Source organism: Helicobacter pylori, assembly GCF_006440215.1.
Taxonomy (GTDB): domain Bacteria; phylum Campylobacterota; class Campylobacteria; order Campylobacterales; family Helicobacteraceae; genus Helicobacter; species Helicobacter pylori_CS.
This window is the reverse complement of sequence record NZ_VEZH01000001.1, coordinates 159,393-176,999: the sequence shown is the minus strand read 5'-3', so window position 1 is coordinate 176,999 and position 17,607 is coordinate 159,393. Positions and strand designations below refer to the sequence as shown.

Here is a 17,607-nt window from a genome sequence, read left to right as displayed (position 1 = left end):
GTGGTATCTAGCTATTACCTTTCTCGTTGGTCTAGCTATTTTAGCTGTTTTTTTCATCAAAAGAGAACACCAATCAAGCAATAACCAGCCCCAAGTGCTATCCAAAAAATTGACGCCAAAAATCCCAACTCCAAGAACCACAAAAAGAGTAACAACCGCTCCAAAACATAAAACCACCCCAAGCACAAAAACAACAAGGGAGCAGAGGTTAAAGAGCGTCAAGGAGAGTAAAATCCCCTTTTAGCGTTTGAGGGAATTGACGGTTTGGAGCATGGCATCAGCGGTTTGAATGCTTTTAGAATTGGCTTCATAGGCCCTTTGAGCGGTGATTAGATCCGTCATTTCTTCTACCAATCTCACATTGCTAAGCTCCAAAAAGCCTTGCCTTAACTTGCCTAAGCCTTGAGAATCCGGATTACCCACAATCGCATCGCCGCTAGCGTTGGTGATGGAAAATAAATTGTCTCCCATAGAATGAAGCCCCGCCGGGTTGACAAAATTAGCCAAAGTGATTTGCCCGATCACATTAGAAGTCGTTTGCAAGCCTTGAGTCACGCTCACCGTGCCATCCACACCGATGTTTACTTGCGTGGTGTCTTCGGGTAAAGTGATTTGAGGGATGAGAAGATAGCCCTCGCTTGTTACAAGATTACCCTGCTCGTCTAGCTTGAAATTCCCGCTTCTTGTGTAAGCGGTGGTGCCATCAGGCAGTTGGACTTGAAAAAAGCCTTTACCCGTAATAGCAATATCTAAATTATTTTCCGTTTCTTTAGGGCTGCCTTGCGAAAACATTTTAGTGATTGCGCTAGGGCGCACGCCTAAGCCCACTTCCATGCCATCTGGCGATAAAGTCGTGTTGCTTGTGTTGGTGCCGGCGTATTGCATCGCTTGGTAAAACAAGTCGTTAAAATCCGCACGAGATTTTTTAAACCCAGTGGTATTGACATTGGCGATGTTGTTTGAAGTGGTGTCAATATGCGTCTGTTGGGCGAGCATCCCTGAAGTGGCACTATAGAGAGAGCGGAGCATTTTTTCCCTTTAAACTAAAACTTAATGACCTAGAATTGTAACCAAAATAAGATTAAATTTGACTAAAACGGACTTTTTTAACACCCTCTTTTTTAAGCTCTTGCCTCAAAATAACCGATACTTGACGATATTGATAAATTTTAGGGCGTTTGATTACGCGCTTTCTTTTCGCACCCATTCACTCAAAACTTTTTAACAGCGTTCTTGGCGAAATGTTGGTCTTTTCTAAAGGGACAAAGCGCTTTTTTTGATAAGCTTCTAGGCTGGATCGCCCTATCATGGCGGCATTGTCGCTGCAAAATTCTAAAGGGGCTAAAACAAGCTTGCAATCAAACTCAGCGCACAAGTTTTCAAACGCCTTTCTTAAAGCAAGATTTTGGCTCGCTCCCCCCACAATGCCAAAAATTTTAGGGCGTTTGATTTTAAAATAGCGTTTAGTCTGCTGGATTAAATGCTCAATCGCTGCGCTCTGAAAGTGGTAGGCAATCTTTTGTTTGATCGCTTCGTTCAAATTGGGGGCGTTTTTTTCAACCTCCAAACGCACCGCGTTTTTTAAACCTGAAAAACTAAAAGCCAGATTCGGGCTGTTTTTTAAAGGGATAGGGAACATTAAAGGCTCGTTTTGATGCGCGTAATCAAGGGCTAATTTTTCCACTATGGGGCCTCCTGGATAACCTAAATCAAGCATTTTGGAAACCTTATCAAAACTCTCCCCAAAGCTATCGTCTAAACTCGTGGCAACGATTTTAATGTCTTCATAATCTCTAGCCTCTAAAATCAAAGAATGTCCCCCAGAGACTAACAGAACGCTTAAAGGCATGCAGGTTTGTTTTTCATTGATAAAGAGCGAATACACATGCCCTCTCAAATGATCTTCTAAAATCAAGGGCAAATTCAAAGACAAGCTCAAGGCTTTCGCCATCATCAAACCTTCTATTAAAGTAACACTCAAACCTGGCTGATTCGTGATAGCGATGGCTTTGAGCTTGGAAAAATCCTTATTCAAGCTGATTTTAATGCGTTCTAGTAAGAGCGGCAAATTCTCAGCATGCAAGCGCGATGCAAGCTCAGGCACAACGCCCCCATAAGAGCTGTGGTGCTTTTCTTGAGAGATTTTAAAATGAGCGATGAGTTGAGCGTCCTTTATTCTTGTAAGGGCTAAAGAGCTGTCATCGCAAGAACTTTCAATGCTTAAAATCATGCCTTTATCTTTGGGTGGTGTTTTTGCTTGAATGATACTTTGTTGGCGTGTATTTTAAAATCTTTAAGCCAAATATTGGATCGCATTCAAATAGCTTTTGTTGTCCGCTTTGCTTTGATAAGCGATATCAAACGCTGTGCCGTGGTCAGTGGAAGCGCGTAAAATAGGAGCGTTCAAACTCACATTGATGCTTTCATCAAAATAGAGCGCTTTTAAAGGGGCTAGCCCCACATCATGGCTCATGCTCACATAAAAAGGGGTTATTTTGCGCTTATTGGGGGCAAAAGCGCTATCAGCAGGCAGTGGCCCTAAAAAGCATTCAAAGCCCAGTGTTTGGTTGCTCTTTTGAATGGCTTTTAAAATCTTTTCATCTTCTTCCCCAAACAAACCCTCTTCGCCCGCATGGGGGTTAAAACCACACACTTGAACGATTTTGGCTTGAGTGCTTTTTTGAAACGCTAACAAAAACTTGACTAACGCTCCCACTTGAATGAGTTGGGAAACCGCTCCTAAAGGCACATGGTCGCTAAACAGCCCCACAAAGAGTTTAGAACACCCAAGCATCATGATGATTTGATGATCTTTATAGCGTTGTTTTAAAAAATCGGTATGCCCCACAAAAGGGATTTGAGCTTGTTGCCATGCGAGTTTGTTGATAGGCAAAGTGCAAATGCCATCCACTTCTTTACTATCCGCTAACTCGCAAGCCTTTTTAAAACTCTCAAAACTATACGCCCCGCTTTGAGCGCTGACTTTGCCTATCGTGCCAGAATTTAATAAGGGTAAGGGGGAATTGATAGCGATCGCATTAAGCGTTTTAACTTCATAAGCGTTATGAAGCAATTGATTGGCCCGCTCTAAAAGTTCGCCATCAATGAGATACAACGGCTCACAAATCGCGCTCACTTCCTTATGGCTTTTTAAAATCAATTCTAAGCCTACGCCCTGAATATCCCCACAACTGATCGCAATTTTCTTTTTAGCCATTTTACCGCTTGATGAGTTGCGCCATTTCTAAAATCGCTTTTTCCAAGCCCACAAAAACCGCTTTTGAAACCACGCTATGCCCGATATTAAGCTCTCTTAAAGAGGGGATTTTTAACAATTCTTTCACGTTAGAATAATTCAACCCATGCCCTGCGCACGCCGTGATACCCATAAAAAACGCTTCTTTACTCATTCTTCTTAATTGCAAAAAAGCGTTGTGCAATTCTTCTTTCAGCTCTTTAGGGCTTTTGTCTTTGAGTGCGCTAATGGCATGGATTTGGTTGTTAGCGTTAGAATACAGAGCGTTGTGCAAATTCGCATACACCCCAGTGTGGAACTCCACTTGCTTGACTTGATGCTCCTTTGCAAAATGCAGGGCGTCTTTTAAAGGATCAATAAACAAAGACACTTCAACGCCTTTATCGTGATACGCTCTAATCACCTCTCCTAAACCCTTTAATGAGCAATCCAACCCCCCCTCTGTCGTAACCTCATTTCTGTTTTCAGGCACGATTGTAACCTTACTCGGCTTATTTTTCAAAGAGCATAAAAAATCAGTGATTGTTGCATTAATAGAGCATTCAATATTGATAGGCAAAGGGCTTATTTCAAGCAGCCTCAAAACATCTTCATTTTGAATGTGCCGTTTGTCTTCTCTCAAATGAATGGTGATTAAATCCACTTTATGGGTATTTTTAGCGATGAATAGAGCTTCTAAAATCTCAGGCTCATAAGTTTTTCTTATCTCTCTTAAAGTAACAATGTGATCAATATTCAATCCAAAACGCATGACTATCCTTTATTTTATAATAATGATTTTTGAAATTGTAACATAAAACCCACCTCTTACGCCTATAAGATTTTATCATCAAGCTATCTTTTGCTATAATACCCAAAACAAAATGACAATTAAATCCAATAAAAAGTGTTGTGGGTGCTATATTTTCTAACCAGTCTCTTCATTTGCTCTTTGATTGTTTTGTGGTCTAAAAAATCCACGCTCTTTGTGGATAACGCTAATAAAATACAAGGCTTTCATCATGCAAGAACCCCACGAGCCGGGGGGCTTGGGATCTTTCTTTCTTTTGCGTTGGCTTGTTATTTTGAACCTTTTGAAATGCCTTTTAAGGGATTTTTTGTTTTTTTGGGGCTATCGCTAGTGTTTTTAAGCGGTTTTTTAGAAGACATTAACCTTTCACTCAGCCCCAAAATACGCCTTATTTTGCAAGCTGTAGGGGTCGTTTGCATCATCTCATCAACGCCTTTAGTGGTGAGCGATTTTTCGCCCCTTTTTAGCTTGCCTTATTTTATCGCTTTTTTATTCGCTGTTTTTATGCTGGTGGGTATCAGTAACGCTATTAATATTATTGACGGGTTTAACGGGCTTGCGTCAGGGATTTGCACGATTGCGCTTTTAGTCATTCATTATATAGACCCTAGCAATTTGTCTTGCTTACTGGCTTACATGGTGCTTGGGTTTATGGTGTTAAATTTCCCTTTAGGAAAGATTTTTTTAGGCGATGGAGGGGCGTATTTTTTGGGCTTAGTGTGCGGGATCTCCCTTTTACATTTGAGTTTAGAGCAAAAAATCAGCGTGTTTTTTGGGCTCAATTTAATGCTTTATCCGGTCATAGAGGTGCTTTTTAGTATCCTTAGACGCAAAATAAAACGCCAGAAAGCCACCATGCCAGATAATTTGCATTTGCACACCCTTTTATTTAAATTCTTGCAACAACGCTCTTTCAATTACCCTAACCCTTTATGCGCGTTTATCCTTATTCTATGCAACCTGCCTTTTATTTTAATTAGCGTCTTATTCCGCTTAAATTCTTACGCGCTCATTGTCATTGGCTTAGTCTTTATCGCATACTATTTAATGGGTTATGCTTATTTGAATAGGCAAGTTTGCGCTTTAGAAAAGCGAGCGTTTCAATGAAAAAGCTCAAAGGTCTTTTTTTGAGCCTGCTCTTATGGGTATATCCTTTAAGGAGTGAGCCGATCAATGAGGGGGCATACATTTTAGAAGAGATTGGCGATGTGCTTAGGTTTTTGCCTATTTTTGTAGGCACAGTCAGTTTGGCGATGCGCGATTATAGAGGTTTAGGGGAATTAGCGGTCGGCACATTAGTCACTCAAGGAGTGATTTATGGCCTTAAGGGAGCTTTTAGCACCGCCCATAAAGATGGGGCTAGAGTGGAATTTGCCAAACGCCCATGCTGTAATTCCTGGAGAGGCATGCCAAGCGGGCATGCTGGGGGGGTGTTTAGCGCGGCTGGGTTTGTGTATTACCGCTACGGGTGGAAACCGGCTCTTCCTGTGATCGCTCTTGCAATCCTCACTGACGCTAGCAGAGTGGTGGCAGGACAACACACGATCTTGCAAGTTACAATCGGCAGTCTTATCGCATGGGGGTTTGCCTATTTATTCACTTCACGCTACAAACCCAAGCGATGGATGCTCTATCCTGAAATCTCTAGCGACTTTAAAGGCAGTAGCCGCTATGGGGTGAGCTTTTCTTATCAATGGTAAAGGGATAAAATGCTAAAAAAGTTATTGCTCATTTCACTATTTTTAGGGTTTTTAAGAGCAGAGGGCGAACATTATGAAATCATCGCTGAACTTTCCAAGGCTTTTTTGAAAGCCAAAGAGGTTTTGACTGCGATCAATAAAACCTATAAAACCTGTATTGAAACCGGGCATGATCGCACCCAAATACGCCTTCAAAGCGCTTTCTTAGAGAACTTGTCTCAAACAGAACAGCAATTTGATGATTATTTTGAGAAGGATTTTAAAAGCGTAGAAGTTTTAAAAACCTTGCTTAAAGACATCCAATCGTTAGAAAAAACTTCCAACAAGCTTGCATGCATTACCCCAAAAAACGCTAAAAATTTTGAAATTTTAGAAGGAGCGATAACGCAAATCATAGACTTAGAAAAACAGATGGATAAATTTATCAATAAAAACTAACATAAGCTATGATATAGTTTATTTTCACAAAATCTCCAAGGAAAATTGATGCAACATGAAATCCCTATTGCCTTTGCCTTTGATAAAAACTACCTAAAAACAGGGGCTGTGGCTCTCTACTCTTTATTGCATGCCCATCGTGCAGTTGAAGGGGTATTTTTCAGTATCTATGTATTCTATAGCGGTTTGAATGAAGATGATTTAAACAGACTCCAAGAAACTATCAAGCCTTTCAAGCATTTTGCCACTTTAAAATGCCAAGATATTAGCGCCACTCTTGATTCTTTGCCCACCATCATGGATAGCGCATGGGTTAATCGCTATTCTAGAATGATTTTGGTCAAATACCTTCTCCCTAGTTTATTCCCCCAATATAACAAAATGATTTGGTCTGATGTGGATGTGGTGTTTTGCAGAGCTTTCGCTGATGATTTTATCGCTTTAGACACAAGCGAATCTTTTCATTTGAGTGGTGTGATAAGTTTAGTATCACAATCAGTTACAGAGGGGTTTTGGTTTTGCAATTTGGATTACATGCGAGAGCACTCTTTCACCCAACAGGTCTTAGAAAAATTTAAAATTCAAGTAATGCGTCCATATTTTAAAGAACCTACATTAATACACCATTTGCATGCTTATATTAAAGAACTTCCCTTACACTATTGTGTTTTGCCTTATTACTATCAAGAAGAACTTAATGATTTGAGACATAAAGCTTCCTTACCCATTCGGTTTGAAATCATCCACCAAGACAAACCCAATGAATTTATCTATCGCCAGCAAATCCCCTATGAGATCTCTCAAATTCAAGACATTCTTTCAAACCCTATTATCATGCACTATGAATCTGATAAAGATGCCCTTGGAATCTACAATGGCAAACCTTGGGAGTTCCCTTTGGGGAATCAATACCACCTGTGGTTAGAGATGCTTGCACACACTCCATTTTGGAAAGACTTCACTCTGGAAATGCAAAAAAAACGCATAGAATACCGAGATATTGCTCAAAAAATCCATTATTTTTCTCAAGACAAGCATCTCTATGAAGTGAGCATACGCTCCATTAAAGTTTTTGCATCTCATTACTATAATTTAGTAATTAAAGAACGATGGTCTAAACCGATAAAAACTTTCTTTCAAAAAAATTTTTTTCAAAAAAAGTTCTAATTTGTTGGAATCACAGGGCGAAACCAAATCCCTAATACTTATGCTTTCTTAGGCGTTTCACCACATAATCCCCCACGCTTTGAATGATTTGCACTAAAACAATAATCACAACCACCGCATAAAAAAGCACATCGCCCCTATAACTTTGATAGCCAATCCTAATGGCTAAATCCCCCAAGCCCCCAGCCCCTAACGCTCCTGCCATAGCCGAATAGCCTATTAAAGAAATTAAGGTGATGGTGATGTTATTCGCTAAAGAGGGCAGGCTCTCTAAAAGCATCATTTTAACGACTTCCAAACTAGACGCTCCCAAACTTAAAGTGGTTTCAATCTTGCCATGCTCTACTTCCATTAAAGAATTTTCAAAAAGCTTTGCGACAAAAGGAATGGCTGAAATGGCTAGCGGGATAATGCTTGCGCTAGAGCCAATGCTTGTGCCAATCAAAAAACGCGATAAAGGCAGGAGCAAAATAATGAGAATGATAAAAGGGAAAGAGCGAGTCATATTGATAGAAGTGTCTAAAATTTTATGCAAAAGAGGCTTGTTTAACAAATGCCCTTTTTTACTCACTAACAATAAAACCCCCAAAGGCAAGCCAAAAACAACCGCCAAAAAGCTCGCTACAAACACCATATAAAGCGTTTCTAGCGTGGCTTGAATGAGCATTTGAGAAATCATTTTAATCCTTTAATTTTTCCACTTGTAAGCCTAAAGCGTTTAAATACTCTAAAGCCCTTTGAGTCTCTGCAACACTGCCTAAAAACCGCACCACTAAATACCCTATATCTTTAGTCGTAAGCTCTTCAATATTGCCTGAAATGATGCTCACATCTATTTTAAAACGCCTGATCAAATTAGAAATGATCGGCTCGTCTAAATGCTCCCCTAAAAACACGATGCGATAAACGTCTTGCGATTTTTGATCCCCATGCTCGTTTTTGATGCCAAGCAATTCCTTAGTAACGGCATGTTTAGGGTTAGCAAAAATTTCTTCCACCGAGCCTCTTTCCACAATTTCGCCGCTGCTGATCACACACATTTGATTGCACAATTCTTTAACCACTTCAATCTGGTGCGTGATGAAAACGATACTCAAATCAAGCTTTTTTTGAATGCCGCTCAAAAGCGTTAAAATAGAATGCGTGGTTTTAGAATCCAGTGCGGATGTGGCTTCATCGCAAAGCAATAAATCAGGGCAATTCGCTAAACTCCTAGCGATCGCCACTCGTTGTTTTTGCCCACCGCTGAGCTGTTTAGGATAAAAATGCATTTTATCTTCTAGCCCCACTAATTCCAACAATTCATGCACTCTTGATTTAATCTTAGTTTTTTCCCATCGGGCGATTTCTAAAGCGAAAGCGACATTTTCAAACACATTTTTAGCACTCAATAAATTGAAATGCTGGAAAATCATGCCTATTTTCTGGCGCGCTTTTTGCAATTCTTTAGGCCTTAATTTTAACAGATTGACCCCATTGACTAAAACTTCGCCAGAACTGGGGCGCTCTAAGCAATTGATTAGGCGAATGAGCGTGGATTTCCCCGCCCCTGAATAGCCTATCACGCCTAAAATATCGCCTTTTTTCAATTCCAAATTCACGCCTTTTAAAGCATGAAACCCGTTTTCATAAATCTTTTCAATGTTTTTTAATTCTACTACCATCGTTTTAACTTTGTATTTTGCTCACTTGGACATTTGCGCGTGATTTTCCACGCTATTGAGCCATAAAAACACTTGCACCACGCTTTCATACAATTCTTCAGGTATCGCGCAATCTAATTCAACCTTTAAAAGCGAATCCACTAGCATGGGGTTAGAAAAGAGCGCTATATCGTATTCCTTAGCTTTTTGAATGATCCTTTTAGCCACTTCGCCCACCCCGCTTGCGATCACTTTTGGGGCATGATCTTGCCCCATGTTATAGGCTAGAGCGGCGGCTTTTATGGTTTTATTCATCTAATACCCTAAAGTCAAAGAATCCGCATCATTCCAAGAGAAATTTTTTTCAAAACCTTTTGTTTTTTTCAAAATAGACGCAACGCTGCGAACCAACATGTCCGTTTCAATATTCACGCGCCGTTTGAGTTTATAAGTCTTAAAAAGGGTGTTCTCTAAAGTGTAAGGGATAATCGTTAGCCAAAACCCCTTTTCTTCTACCTTGCTTAAAGTCAAACTCACCCCATCAATGGCGATAGAGCCTTGCTCAACGCACAATAAAAGCGTTTCTTTAGAGGCACTGATGAAAAAATCCACTTGATTAGCGTTGTGAATGATTTTTTCAATGACCCCGATAGCGTCAATATGCCCTTGCACAAAATGCCCATCCAAACTCGCATCGGCTTTTAGAGCTGGCTCAATATGGACTAAATCCTTGTAATTTTCTAACGCTACGCTGTTTTGGGTTTTCTGGCTCAATTCCACGCTAAAATGCGTTTTTGAACTTTCTATGGCGGTCAAACATGCCCCATTAATCGCAATGCTGTCGCCAAGCTTGGGATTGAGATCGCTCTCTATGCTTAAAATATTGTTGTGGAAACTTTTCACTCTAGCTATTTGATAGATTAGACCACTGAACATCGTTAATGATTATTTTCCTTATGTTAGAATGCTTAAGTATTGTAACATATTAAATAAAACCACAGGATAAAAGCATGTTTATTGATACGCATTGCCATTTGGATCACAAGGATTATGAAAACGATTTAGAAGAAGTGTTAAAAGAAAGCCTAGAAAAAGGCGTTACTCAGTGCGTGATTCCGGGTGCGGACATGAAAGATTTGAAGAGAGCGATAGAGATTAGCGAAAAATTTGAAGGCGTGTTTTTTGCCATAGGCGCCCACCCTTATGATGTGGAAAGCTTTGATGAAAGCCTGTTTGAAAAGTTTGTTGGGCATCAAAAATGCGTGGCGATAGGCGAATGCGGATTGGATTACTACCGCTTGCCCGAATTGAATGAAAGAGAAAATTATAAAAGCAAACAAAAAGAAATTTTTACCAAACAGATTGAATTTTCTATCCAACACAACAAGCCCTTGATTATCCACATCAGAGAGGCGAGTTTTGATAGTTTGAATATTTTAAAAAGCTATCCTGAGGCTTTTGGGGTGTTGCATTGCTTTAACGCTGATGGCATGCTTTTGGAATTAAGCGATCGTTTTTATTATGGGATAGGAGGGGTTAGCACTTTTAAAAACGCTAAAAGACTGGTGGAGATCCTCCCTAAAATCCCTAAAAACAGGCTTCTTTTAGAAACAGATTCGCCCTATTTGACCCCACACCCTTTTAGAGGCACCAGAAATAGCCCTACTTATATCCCTTTAATCGCTCAAAAAATTGCCGAAATCATCAACATAGAAACTGAAGAGCTCGCTTCTTTAAGCACGCATAACGCCCAAACGCTCTTTAGTTTCCCCTGAAAATAAGGCTGTATTTAAAAAAAGTATTATTCAAGTTTGGTTATAATTAGAGCCATTATTGAACTTATCAAATGATTAGGATTTTAAAAAAGAATGAAATATTTTAATACCAAATGGTTGTTTTTTTTAATGACTCATTGGTTCTTACTGACTTCTTTAAGCCACGCTAAGATTGCTTTTGAGTCTAATATTGACACCAAAGCGTTGGAGGCTTTTGGGGTTAATGCGGGCTTTTTATCCCAAATGCCAAACGCTTTAAAAAAAATGAATAAAGAAGAAGAGTGGAAAAAGTTAGTCAAAAGATTTGATGTGAATTACCAGTTCATCCCCATCATTAAAAACATGCTAATAGAAGCGAGTGTGCCGCAAGAATTTTTATTTTTGGCCATGGCAGAGTCTAAATTTTCATCAAGGGCTTATAGCAGGAAAAAAGCGGTAGGGATTTGGCAATTCATGCCAAGCACGGCTAAAGAATTAGGGCTTAAGGTCAATCATTACATTGATGAAAGAAGAGATCCCATTAAAAGCACTCAAACGGCGATCACTTACTTGAAACGGCTCTACAAACAAACCGGAGAGTGGTATTTGGTCGCTATGGCGTATAATTACGGCTTGCGCAGGGTTCAAAACGCCATCAAAGCCGCCGGCACTTCGGACATTAAAATTTTGCTAGATGAAGATAAAAAGTATCTCCCTAAAGAGACACGAGAGTATATCCGCTCCATTCTAAGCCTGGCGTTAAAATTCAACAGCCTAGACAACCTCAAAGATAAAGAATACTTGCTCAATCGGGGGGCGAGGGTGAGTTTAGTGGGCGTCCCGTTTAAAAGGCACACTTCTTTAGTCCAAGTGGCTAAAAATTTAAACTTGAGTTTGGAAACCTTAAAATCCTACAACCACCAATTCCGTTATAACATTCTGCCTTCTAAAGACCCCACCTACACCATTTATATCCCTTATGAAAAACTCGCTCTTTTCAAACAACGCCAACTCAAACAAAATAAAAACATTCAAGCCAGTTCAAAAAGCCCTTTTATCACCCATGTGGTCTTGCCTAAAGAAACCTTATCTTCTATCGCTAAACGCTATCAAGTCAGTATTTCCAGTATCCAATTAGCCAATAACCTCAAAGATTCTAATATTTTTATCCACCAGCGTTTAATCATTCCTACCAATAAGAAATTGATCGCTACAAGGGAATTTTAATGGGTTTGGCGTTAAAAAAAGTTTGTTTTTTAGGCGTTATTTTTTTGATTAGCGCTTGTGCGGTTAAAAAAGAGGTGGTAAAGAATTTGTCTTACAAGCATGAAAGCTTGCGCGCTTATGAAAACGCTAAAGACTATGACCCAACAACCAAAAAAGCCACCTATAAACGCAATTTTTTTGAACGCCATTTCAAACACCATTCCAATTCGCAAGATAGCAACACAAAAGATCAACCGCTAGATAACGGCATGCGCGATTCTAGCGCGATCCAAAGAGCCACCATGCACCCTTATCAAGTGGGGAACAAGTGGTATTACCCCACTAAAGTGGATTTGGGCGAAAAATTTGATGGCATTGCGAGCTGGTATGGCCCCAATTTCCATGCCAAAAAAACCAGTAATGGGGAAATTTATAACATGTATGCCCACACCGCTGCGCACAAAACTTTACCCATGAACACCGTGGTGAAAGTCATCAATGTTGAAAACAATTTAAGCACCATTGTGCGCATCAACGATAGAGGGCCTTTTGTGAGCGATCGCATCATTGATTTGTCTAATGCGGCCGCTAGGGATATTGATATGGTTAAAAAAGGCACAGCCAGCGTGCGTCTTATTGTTTTGGGTTTTGGTGGGGTTATCTCCAAGCAATACGAACAATCCTTTAACGCCAGCTCTTCAAAGATCTTACACAAGGAATTTAAAGTCGGCGAGAGCGAAAAAAGCGTGAGCGGAGGGAAGTTTTCTTTGCAAATGGGGGCTTTTAGAAACCAAATAGGCGCTCAAACTTTAGCGGATAAATTGCAAGCAGAGAATCCAAATTACAGCGTCAAGGTTGCTTTTAAAGACGATTTGTATAAAGTTTTAGTTCAAGGGTTTCAAAGCGAAGAAGAGGCTAGGGATTTTATGAAAAAATATAACCAGAATGCGGTTTTAACGAGAGAATGATTAAATTATTGCTTTTAGATGTGGATGGCACGCTCACAGACGGATCGTTGTATTTTGATGAAAATTTTCACGAGTTCAAGGCTTTCAATGTCAAAGACGGGCTTGGCATGGCACTATGGCAAAAATTAGGCAAAAAAATCGCTATCATTACAGGAAGAACTTCAACAATGGTGAAAAAACGCATGGAGAGTTTGGGCGTTCAGTTTGTTTTTATGGGCGTTGAAAATAAAAGCGTGGTTGTGGAGCGGCTCAAAAAAGACTTGCAATTAAACGCACAAGAAATCGCATGTGTAGGCGATGATTATAACGATTTAGGCATGTTTAAGGCATGCGCTTTGAGTTTCGCTCCTTTTGATGCACACCCCTTGCTTAAAAGCAAGGCCTATAAAGTGTTGCAAAATTCAGGGGGCAAGGGGGCCGTTAGGGAAGCGATTGATTATCTTTTAACATTAGAAGGCTTGCAAGATGAAGCGCTCAAGCTTTACCTCTAATAGCGTTTTAAACTTTTTTGTGGTTTTGTCTTTCATCACGATAGGGTTAGTTTTTTTCTTTTTGCGTTCCCAACCCACTAGCGTGGTCTCTAAAGAAAATATCCCTAAAATTGAATTAGAAAATTTTAAAGCGTTTCAAATCAACGATAAAATCCTTGATCTGTCCATAGAGGGTAAAAAAGCTTTACAATACGATGATCATGAAATCTTTTTTGATTCCAAAATCAAGCGCTATGATGAAGACACTATTGAAAGCGTTGAATCCCCTAAAGCCAAGCGGCAGCAGGATTTGTATTTCTTCCCCAATGGGGTTACTTATAAAAGAAGCGACGATTCTAGTTTTTGGAGTGAAACAGGGATTTACAACCATAAAGAGCAAAATTTTAAAGGCAAGGGCCGTTTCATTCTCACTTCAAAGGACAGCAAGATTGAAGGGCTTGACATTTCTTATTCGCATGCTTTAGCCATTATTGAAGCTCAAAGCATTCAAGCGCATTTATTTTTAGATGAAATCAAACAAAGCCAGAAAGAAAAGAAAAAATTCCCCACTTTCAAAGGAGGGTTTTAATGCGTTGGTGGTGTGTTCTTGTGTGTTGTTTTGGAATTTTAAGCGTGATGAGCGCTCAAAAAACAGATAATAAAGGTTTGAAAAAAGAAAGAGAACTTTTAGAAATTACTGGCAACAAATTTGTAGCGAACGACAAAACCAAAACCGCCGTTATTCAAGGCAATGTGCAGATCAAAAAAGGTAAAGACCGGTTGTTTGCGGATAAGGTGAGCGTGTTTTTAAACGATAAACGAAAGCCAGAGCGCTATGAAGCCACAGGGAACACGCATTTTAACATCTTTACAGAGGATAATCGTGAAATCAGCGGGAGCGCTGACAAGCTCATTTATAACGCGCTGAATGGGGAATACAAATTATTGCAAAATGCGGTGGTTAGAGAAGTGGGGAAATCTAATGTCATCACCGGCGATGAAATCATTTTAAACAAAACTAAGGGTTATGCTGATGTGTTAGGGAGCGCGAAACGGCCCGCTAAATTTGTGTTTGATATGGAAGACATTAATGAAGAAAATCGTAAGGCCAAATTGAAGAAGAAAGGCGCTAAGGAAAAACCATGATCGCCATTAAAGACGCTCATTTTCTCACTTCTTCTAGCCAACTTTCGCAATGCCCTGCAAGCTTGACTTCTGAAATGGTCATTTTAGGGCGCAGCAATGTCGGTAAAAGCTCGTTTATTAATACCTTGTTAGGAAAAAATCTCGCCAAAAGTTCAGCAACGCCTGGAAAAACCCGTTTAGCGAATTTTTTTTCCACCACTTGGGAAGATAAAGAAAACGCCTTAAGGGCCACTTTTAATGTGATTGATTTGCCTGGGTTTGGCTACGCTAAAGTTTCTAAAAGCTTGAAAAAAGAATGGGAGGGGTTTTTATGGGAATTGTTGAGCGTTAGGGTTTCTATCAAACTTTTTATCCATTTAGTGGATGCGCGCCATTTGAATTTAGAGATTGACAAAAACGCTAAAGAAAATATTCAAGCCCTTTTAAGGCCCGATCAAGCCTACCTTTCTCTTTTTACGAAATTTGACAAGTTGAATAAAAACGAGCAACACCGCCTTTTTTTAAACGCTCCTAAACCTTTTTTAATCAATACCGCCCATTTTAACGCTCTTTCTTCAAAATACCCAACCCTTGAAATAGTGCGCCAAACCCTTTTGAAATACTTGCTCACTAACCCTTTATAAACCGCAAAAACCATGCTCTCTTTAAAACAAGATTCCTTTTTTTTCTTATGTTTAGGGATCTTTGGTTTTTATTTTTATAGCCTTTTGAAGGATTTAATGCCTTTTTTACCCCCTATGATTGGGTTTTTATTCTTGTTTTATACGAAAAAATACGATCATTTTTTGCCCAGTTTGAGCGTGTTTGGCTGTTTGTTTTGGTTTGAAAGCATGCATTTAAAGACTTTAGGCGTTTTGGCTTTGCTGTTTTTAATCTACCATCAAATCGCCTATAAAAACTCTTTAAAGCTTTTTAATGACGGCTTTTTATTCAAAACTTTGCATGTTTTTTTGGTTTATTACCTTTATTTATCGCGCTTTTTTTCTGTGTCTTTGAGTTTGAAAATACTCGGCTTTCTCGCTCTTTTTGCTTTAATAGAGAGCGCTTTGTGGGGTTTGTATGAAAAATCTTCGCTATAAGCTTTTGCTCTTTGTTTTTATAGGGTTTTGGGGGTTATTGGTTTTAAATTTATTTATTTTAAGCGTTAAAAATCAAGAATACTATGAAAAATTGGCCGAACGCAACATGACTAAAAAGGAATTTCTAGTCCCTACAAGGGGCGATATTACAGACAGAAATGATGAGTTTTTAGCCACTAACGAATTGGTGTTTGGCGTGTTTTTGCCCAGCGGATTGAAACAAAAAGAACTTTTGGAAAAAATTGGAATCATCCAAAAGTTTTTCCCTAACTTTTCTAAAGAAGTGCTTTTAAACAATTACCAAAAAGAAAATTCGCTTTATAACCATAACCTCATTAAAGTGGTTGGCTTCATTCCTTATATCGCCATGCAACCTCTTTATGCCAAACTCATCCAAACTCAAGGCATTTTTGCGCTTCCCTTAGACAAGCGCTACTACCCTAATAACGCTTTAGCTTCGCATGTTTTAGGCTATGTGGGGGTGGCAAGCTTGCAAGATCTAAAAGACGATGAAGAGAATCAATACAGCCAGATTGTGGGTAAAACCGGCGTTGAAAAAGAATACAACAAGCTCTTACAAGGCAAGGTGGGCTATAAAATCATGCGCGTCAATGCGCTCAATCAAGAATTAGCCACCTTAGAAGTAGTGCCGCCAAGCACTAACAACCACTTGCAATTGAGTTTAGACAAACGCTTGCAAAAAGAAGCGGACAAGCTCTTTGAAAATAAAAGGGGGGCTATTTTAGTGATGGATGCAGAAAATGGGGAATTGCTCGTTGCAGGAAGTTACCCTGAATACAATTTGAACGATTTTGTGGGTGGGATCAGTCAAGACAAATGGCAAAAACTTCAAGATGATATTTATAACCCCCTACTAAACCGCTTCGCTAACGCCTTGTACCCACCGGGATCTGTGGTTAAAATGGGCGTGGGCTTGAGCTTTTTAGAAAACCTTAATATCACAGAAAACACCACCATACCCACCCCGCCTTTTATTGAAGTGGGCAAGCGCAAATTCAGAGACTGGAAAAAAACAGGGCATGGCAATTCTAATTTGTATAAAGCCATTAGGGAGTCCGTGGATGTGTATTTCTATAAGTTTGGGCTTGAAATCTCTATAGAAAAACTCTCTAAAACCTTAAGGGAAGTGGGCTTTGGGGAAAAAACGGGCGTTGATTTGCCGAATGAATTTGTGGGGATTGTGCCGGATAATTTGTGGAAACTCAAACGCTTCAATCAAGATTGGCGCGTTGGGGACACGCTCATTACCGCTATTGGGCAAGGCTCTTTTTTGGCTACGCCCTTGCAGGTTCTCGCCTACACGGGACTCATTGCTACAGGCAAACTGGCAACGCCTCATTTCGCTATCAACAACCAACAGCCGCTCAAAGATCCCCTAAATAGCTTTCAAAAAAAGAAGCTCCAAGCCTTGAGAGTGGGCATGTATGAAGTGTGTAACCATAAAGACGGCACCGCTTATCATTCCACAAGGGGTTCTAAGGTTACTTTAGCGTGCAAAACCGGCACCGCGCAAGTCGTGGAAATCGCTCAAAACATCGTCAATCGCATGAAAGAAAAGGATATGGAATATTTCCATCGATCCCATGCGTGGATTACCGCATTCTTGCCTTATGAAAAACCCAAATACGCTATCACCATTTTAGTAGAACATGGGGAAGGGGGCTCAAAACTAGGGGGCTTGTTAGTGAAAATGAGCAATAAACTCTATGAACTTGGCTATCTTTAATAAAATTCTAAATCTTTTCAAAAACGCAACCTTTTAAACGCTAAAGACCATCAGCCAACTTGCTTCCAACTCATTCTACCGCTCTATAACTCAGTCTAACGGGTGGTTTAAAACTGCTCTTTATTGTGGAGAAAATTATAAAAGCGTAACTTTAATCAGATTCAGACTTGCTGTATTTTTGGCCTTTTCTAACCGCATATTGACAGCTAAAGTCTTGTTTAATGTTTTTAAAAAATGGGGTTT

Annotated in this window: 21 protein-coding genes; 13 read left to right on the top strand and 8 right to left on the bottom strand. The window is 39.7% G+C overall.

Annotated elements, in window-relative coordinates; genetic code table 11:
• Positions 1–240 precede the first annotated feature (240 nt).
• From flgG to pdxJ, 4 genes are all read right to left on the bottom strand, one after another.
• Positions 241–1,029: a flagellar basal-body rod protein FlgG gene (gene flgG / locus FIM44_RS00840; RefSeq protein ID WP_000946433.1), complete on the bottom strand. Its 789-nt coding sequence runs from the start codon at positions 1,027–1,029 to the stop codon at positions 241–243.
• A gap of 178 nt (positions 1,030–1,207) precedes the next feature.
• Positions 1,208–2,230 carry a tRNA (adenosine(37)-N6)-threonylcarbamoyltransferase complex transferase subunit TsaD gene (gene tsaD, locus FIM44_RS00835; protein ID WP_140578598.1) on the bottom strand — a complete coding sequence of 341 codons (1,023 nt, stop codon included), beginning with the start codon at positions 2,228–2,230 and terminating at the stop codon, positions 1,208–1,210.
• Positions 2,231–2,293: 63 nt separating this feature from the next.
• The gene (gene pdxA, locus FIM44_RS00830) at positions 2,294–3,217 is read right to left on the bottom strand and encodes a 4-hydroxythreonine-4-phosphate dehydrogenase (protein WP_140578596.1); all 924 of its coding nucleotides are present in this window, start codon (positions 3,215–3,217) and stop codon (positions 2,294–2,296) included.
• Between the two features lies 1 nt (position 3,218).
• Positions 3,219–4,007, bottom strand: coding sequence for a pyridoxine 5'-phosphate synthase (gene pdxJ / locus FIM44_RS00825; RefSeq protein WP_140578595.1), 789 nt, complete (start codon positions 4,005–4,007; stop codon positions 3,219–3,221).
• A 135-nt stretch (positions 4,008–4,142) separates the two neighbouring features.
• On the opposite strand from pdxJ, the gene wecA reads away from it, so the two are divergent.
• Genes wecA through FIM44_RS00805 form a run of 4 tightly spaced genes read left to right on the top strand, consistent with a single transcriptional unit; the run spans position 4,143 to position 7,351 of the window.
• Positions 4,143–5,153, top strand: a complete 1,011-nt coding sequence (wecA, locus tag FIM44_RS00820) for an undecaprenylphosphate N-acetylglucosaminyl transferase WecA (RefSeq protein ID WP_140578593.1) — start codon at positions 4,143–4,145, stop codon at positions 5,151–5,153.
• Entirely contained in the window at positions 5,150–5,746 is a 597-nt protein-coding gene (lpxF, locus tag FIM44_RS00815) for a lipid A 4'-phosphatase (RefSeq protein ID WP_120927257.1), read from the top strand. Before wecA ends, lpxF begins: the two co-directional genes overlap by 4 nt.
• Positions 5,747–5,755: 9 nt before the next feature.
• On the top strand, positions 5,756–6,184 hold the full coding sequence (locus tag FIM44_RS00810; RefSeq protein WP_140578591.1) for a hypothetical protein: 429 nt from the start codon (positions 5,756–5,758) through the stop codon (positions 6,182–6,184).
• A 48-nt stretch (positions 6,185–6,232) separates the two neighbouring features.
• The gene (locus FIM44_RS00805) at positions 6,233–7,351 is read left to right on the top strand and encodes a glycosyltransferase family 8 protein (RefSeq protein ID WP_140578590.1); all 1,119 of its coding nucleotides are present in this window, start codon (positions 6,233–6,235) and stop codon (positions 7,349–7,351) included.
• 31 nt (positions 7,352–7,382) lie between these two features.
• Here the strand turns inward: FIM44_RS00805 and FIM44_RS00800 are convergent, their stop codons facing one another.
• Genes FIM44_RS00800 through ribE form a run of 4 tightly spaced genes read right to left on the bottom strand, consistent with a single transcriptional unit; the run spans position 7,383 to position 9,930 of the window.
• Positions 7,383–8,030, bottom strand: coding sequence for an ABC transporter permease subunit (locus FIM44_RS00800; protein ID WP_140578588.1), 648 nt, complete (start codon positions 8,028–8,030; stop codon positions 7,383–7,385).
• 1 nt (position 8,031) lies between these two features.
• On the bottom strand, positions 8,032–9,015 hold the full coding sequence (locus FIM44_RS00795; protein ID WP_140578586.1) for a methionine ABC transporter ATP-binding protein: 984 nt from the start codon (positions 9,013–9,015) through the stop codon (positions 8,032–8,034).
• A gap of 21 nt (positions 9,016–9,036) precedes the next feature.
• Positions 9,037–9,309, bottom strand: coding sequence for a FlhB-like flagellar biosynthesis protein (locus tag FIM44_RS00790; protein ID WP_108268156.1), 273 nt, complete (start codon positions 9,307–9,309; stop codon positions 9,037–9,039).
• Positions 9,310–9,930, bottom strand: coding sequence for a riboflavin synthase (ribE, locus tag FIM44_RS00785; RefSeq protein ID WP_140578584.1), 621 nt, complete (start codon positions 9,928–9,930; stop codon positions 9,310–9,312).
• Positions 9,931–10,004: 74 nt separating this feature from the next.
• Between ribE and FIM44_RS00780 the strand changes: the two genes are divergently transcribed.
• The 9 genes from FIM44_RS00780 to mrdA all read left to right on the top strand — a co-directional run bounded on the left by FIM44_RS00780 (position 10,005) and on the right by mrdA (position 17,364).
• Positions 10,005–10,769 (top strand): TatD family hydrolase, encoded by a 765-nt coding sequence (locus tag FIM44_RS00780; protein WP_140578582.1) that lies wholly within the window; start codon positions 10,005–10,007, stop codon positions 10,767–10,769.
• Between the two features lie 93 nt (positions 10,770–10,862).
• Entirely contained in the window at positions 10,863–11,975 is a 1,113-nt protein-coding gene (locus FIM44_RS00775; protein ID WP_140578581.1) for a lytic transglycosylase domain-containing protein, read from the top strand.
• The gene (locus FIM44_RS00770; RefSeq protein ID WP_140578579.1) at positions 11,975–12,922 is read left to right on the top strand and encodes a septal ring lytic transglycosylase RlpA family protein; all 948 of its coding nucleotides are present in this window, start codon (positions 11,975–11,977) and stop codon (positions 12,920–12,922) included. Before FIM44_RS00775 ends, FIM44_RS00770 begins: the two co-directional genes overlap by 1 nt.
• Entirely contained in the window at positions 12,919–13,413 is a 495-nt protein-coding gene (locus tag FIM44_RS00765) for a KdsC family phosphatase (RefSeq protein WP_140578577.1), read from the top strand. The genes FIM44_RS00770 and FIM44_RS00765 overlap by 4 nt, the downstream gene beginning before the upstream one ends.
• Positions 13,388–13,981, top strand: coding sequence for a hypothetical protein (locus FIM44_RS00760; protein ID WP_000831002.1), 594 nt, complete (start codon positions 13,388–13,390; stop codon positions 13,979–13,981). Before FIM44_RS00765 ends, FIM44_RS00760 begins: the two co-directional genes overlap by 26 nt.
• Complete coding sequence (gene lptA, locus FIM44_RS00755; protein WP_001267836.1) at positions 13,981–14,538, top strand: lipopolysaccharide transport periplasmic protein LptA; 558 nt, start codon at positions 13,981–13,983, stop codon at positions 14,536–14,538. The genes FIM44_RS00760 and lptA overlap by 1 nt, the downstream gene beginning before the upstream one ends.
• Positions 14,535–15,161, top strand: a complete 627-nt coding sequence (gene yihA, locus FIM44_RS00750) for a ribosome biogenesis GTP-binding protein YihA/YsxC (protein ID WP_000560445.1) — start codon at positions 14,535–14,537, stop codon at positions 15,159–15,161. The genes lptA and yihA overlap by 4 nt, the downstream gene beginning before the upstream one ends.
• Before the next feature lie 12 nt (positions 15,162–15,173).
• Positions 15,174–15,617 (top strand): hypothetical protein, encoded by a 444-nt coding sequence (locus FIM44_RS00745; RefSeq protein WP_140578576.1) that lies wholly within the window; start codon positions 15,174–15,176, stop codon positions 15,615–15,617.
• Complete coding sequence (gene mrdA / locus FIM44_RS00740) at positions 15,598–17,364, top strand: penicillin-binding protein 2 (RefSeq protein WP_140578574.1); 1,767 nt, start codon at positions 15,598–15,600, stop codon at positions 17,362–17,364. The genes FIM44_RS00745 and mrdA overlap by 20 nt, the downstream gene beginning before the upstream one ends.
• Positions 17,365–17,607 lie beyond the last annotated feature (243 nt).

Bases quoted from the DNA above. Each gene is read 5' to 3' on its own strand.
- flgG (WP_000946433.1), bottom strand. From the start codon at position 1,029: ATGCTCCGCTCTCTCTATAGTGCCACTTCAGGGATGCTCGCCCAACAG.
- tsaD (WP_140578598.1), bottom strand. From the start codon at position 2,230: ATGATTTTAAGCATTGAAAGTTCTTGCGATGACAGCTCTTTAGCCCTT.
- pdxA (WP_140578596.1), bottom strand. From the start codon at position 3,217: ATGGCTAAAAAGAAAATTGCGATCAGTTGTGGGGATATTCAGGGCGTA.
- pdxJ (WP_140578595.1), bottom strand. From the start codon at position 4,007: ATGCGTTTTGGATTGAATATTGATCACATTGTTACTTTAAGAGAGATA.
- lpxF (WP_120927257.1), top strand. From the start codon at position 5,150: ATGAAAAAGCTCAAAGGTCTTTTTTTGAGCCTGCTCTTATGGGTATAT.
- FIM44_RS00810 (WP_140578591.1), top strand. From the start codon at position 5,756: ATGCTAAAAAAGTTATTGCTCATTTCACTATTTTTAGGGTTTTTAAGA.
- FIM44_RS00805 (WP_140578590.1), top strand. From the start codon at position 6,233: ATGCAACATGAAATCCCTATTGCCTTTGCCTTTGATAAAAACTACCTA.
- FIM44_RS00800 (WP_140578588.1), bottom strand. From the start codon at position 8,030: ATGATTTCTCAAATGCTCATTCAAGCCACGCTAGAAACGCTTTATATG.
- FIM44_RS00795 (WP_140578586.1), bottom strand. From the start codon at position 9,015: ATGGTAGTAGAATTAAAAAACATTGAAAAGATTTATGAAAACGGGTTT.
- FIM44_RS00790 (WP_108268156.1), bottom strand. From the start codon at position 9,309: ATGAATAAAACCATAAAAGCCGCCGCTCTAGCCTATAACATGGGGCAA.
- ribE (WP_140578584.1), bottom strand. From the start codon at position 9,930: ATGTTCAGTGGTCTAATCTATCAAATAGCTAGAGTGAAAAGTTTCCAC.
- FIM44_RS00780 (WP_140578582.1), top strand. From the start codon at position 10,005: ATGTTTATTGATACGCATTGCCATTTGGATCACAAGGATTATGAAAAC.
- FIM44_RS00775 (WP_140578581.1), top strand. From the start codon at position 10,863: ATGAAATATTTTAATACCAAATGGTTGTTTTTTTTAATGACTCATTGG.
- FIM44_RS00770 (WP_140578579.1), top strand. From the start codon at position 11,975: ATGGGTTTGGCGTTAAAAAAAGTTTGTTTTTTAGGCGTTATTTTTTTG.
- FIM44_RS00765 (WP_140578577.1), top strand. From the start codon at position 12,919: ATGATTAAATTATTGCTTTTAGATGTGGATGGCACGCTCACAGACGGA.
- FIM44_RS00760 (WP_000831002.1), top strand. From the start codon at position 13,388: ATGAAGCGCTCAAGCTTTACCTCTAATAGCGTTTTAAACTTTTTTGTG.
- lptA (WP_001267836.1), top strand. From the start codon at position 13,981: ATGCGTTGGTGGTGTGTTCTTGTGTGTTGTTTTGGAATTTTAAGCGTG.
- yihA (WP_000560445.1), top strand. From the start codon at position 14,535: ATGATCGCCATTAAAGACGCTCATTTTCTCACTTCTTCTAGCCAACTT.
- FIM44_RS00745 (WP_140578576.1), top strand. From the start codon at position 15,174: ATGCTCTCTTTAAAACAAGATTCCTTTTTTTTCTTATGTTTAGGGATC.
- mrdA (WP_140578574.1), top strand. From the start codon at position 15,598: ATGAAAAATCTTCGCTATAAGCTTTTGCTCTTTGTTTTTATAGGGTTT.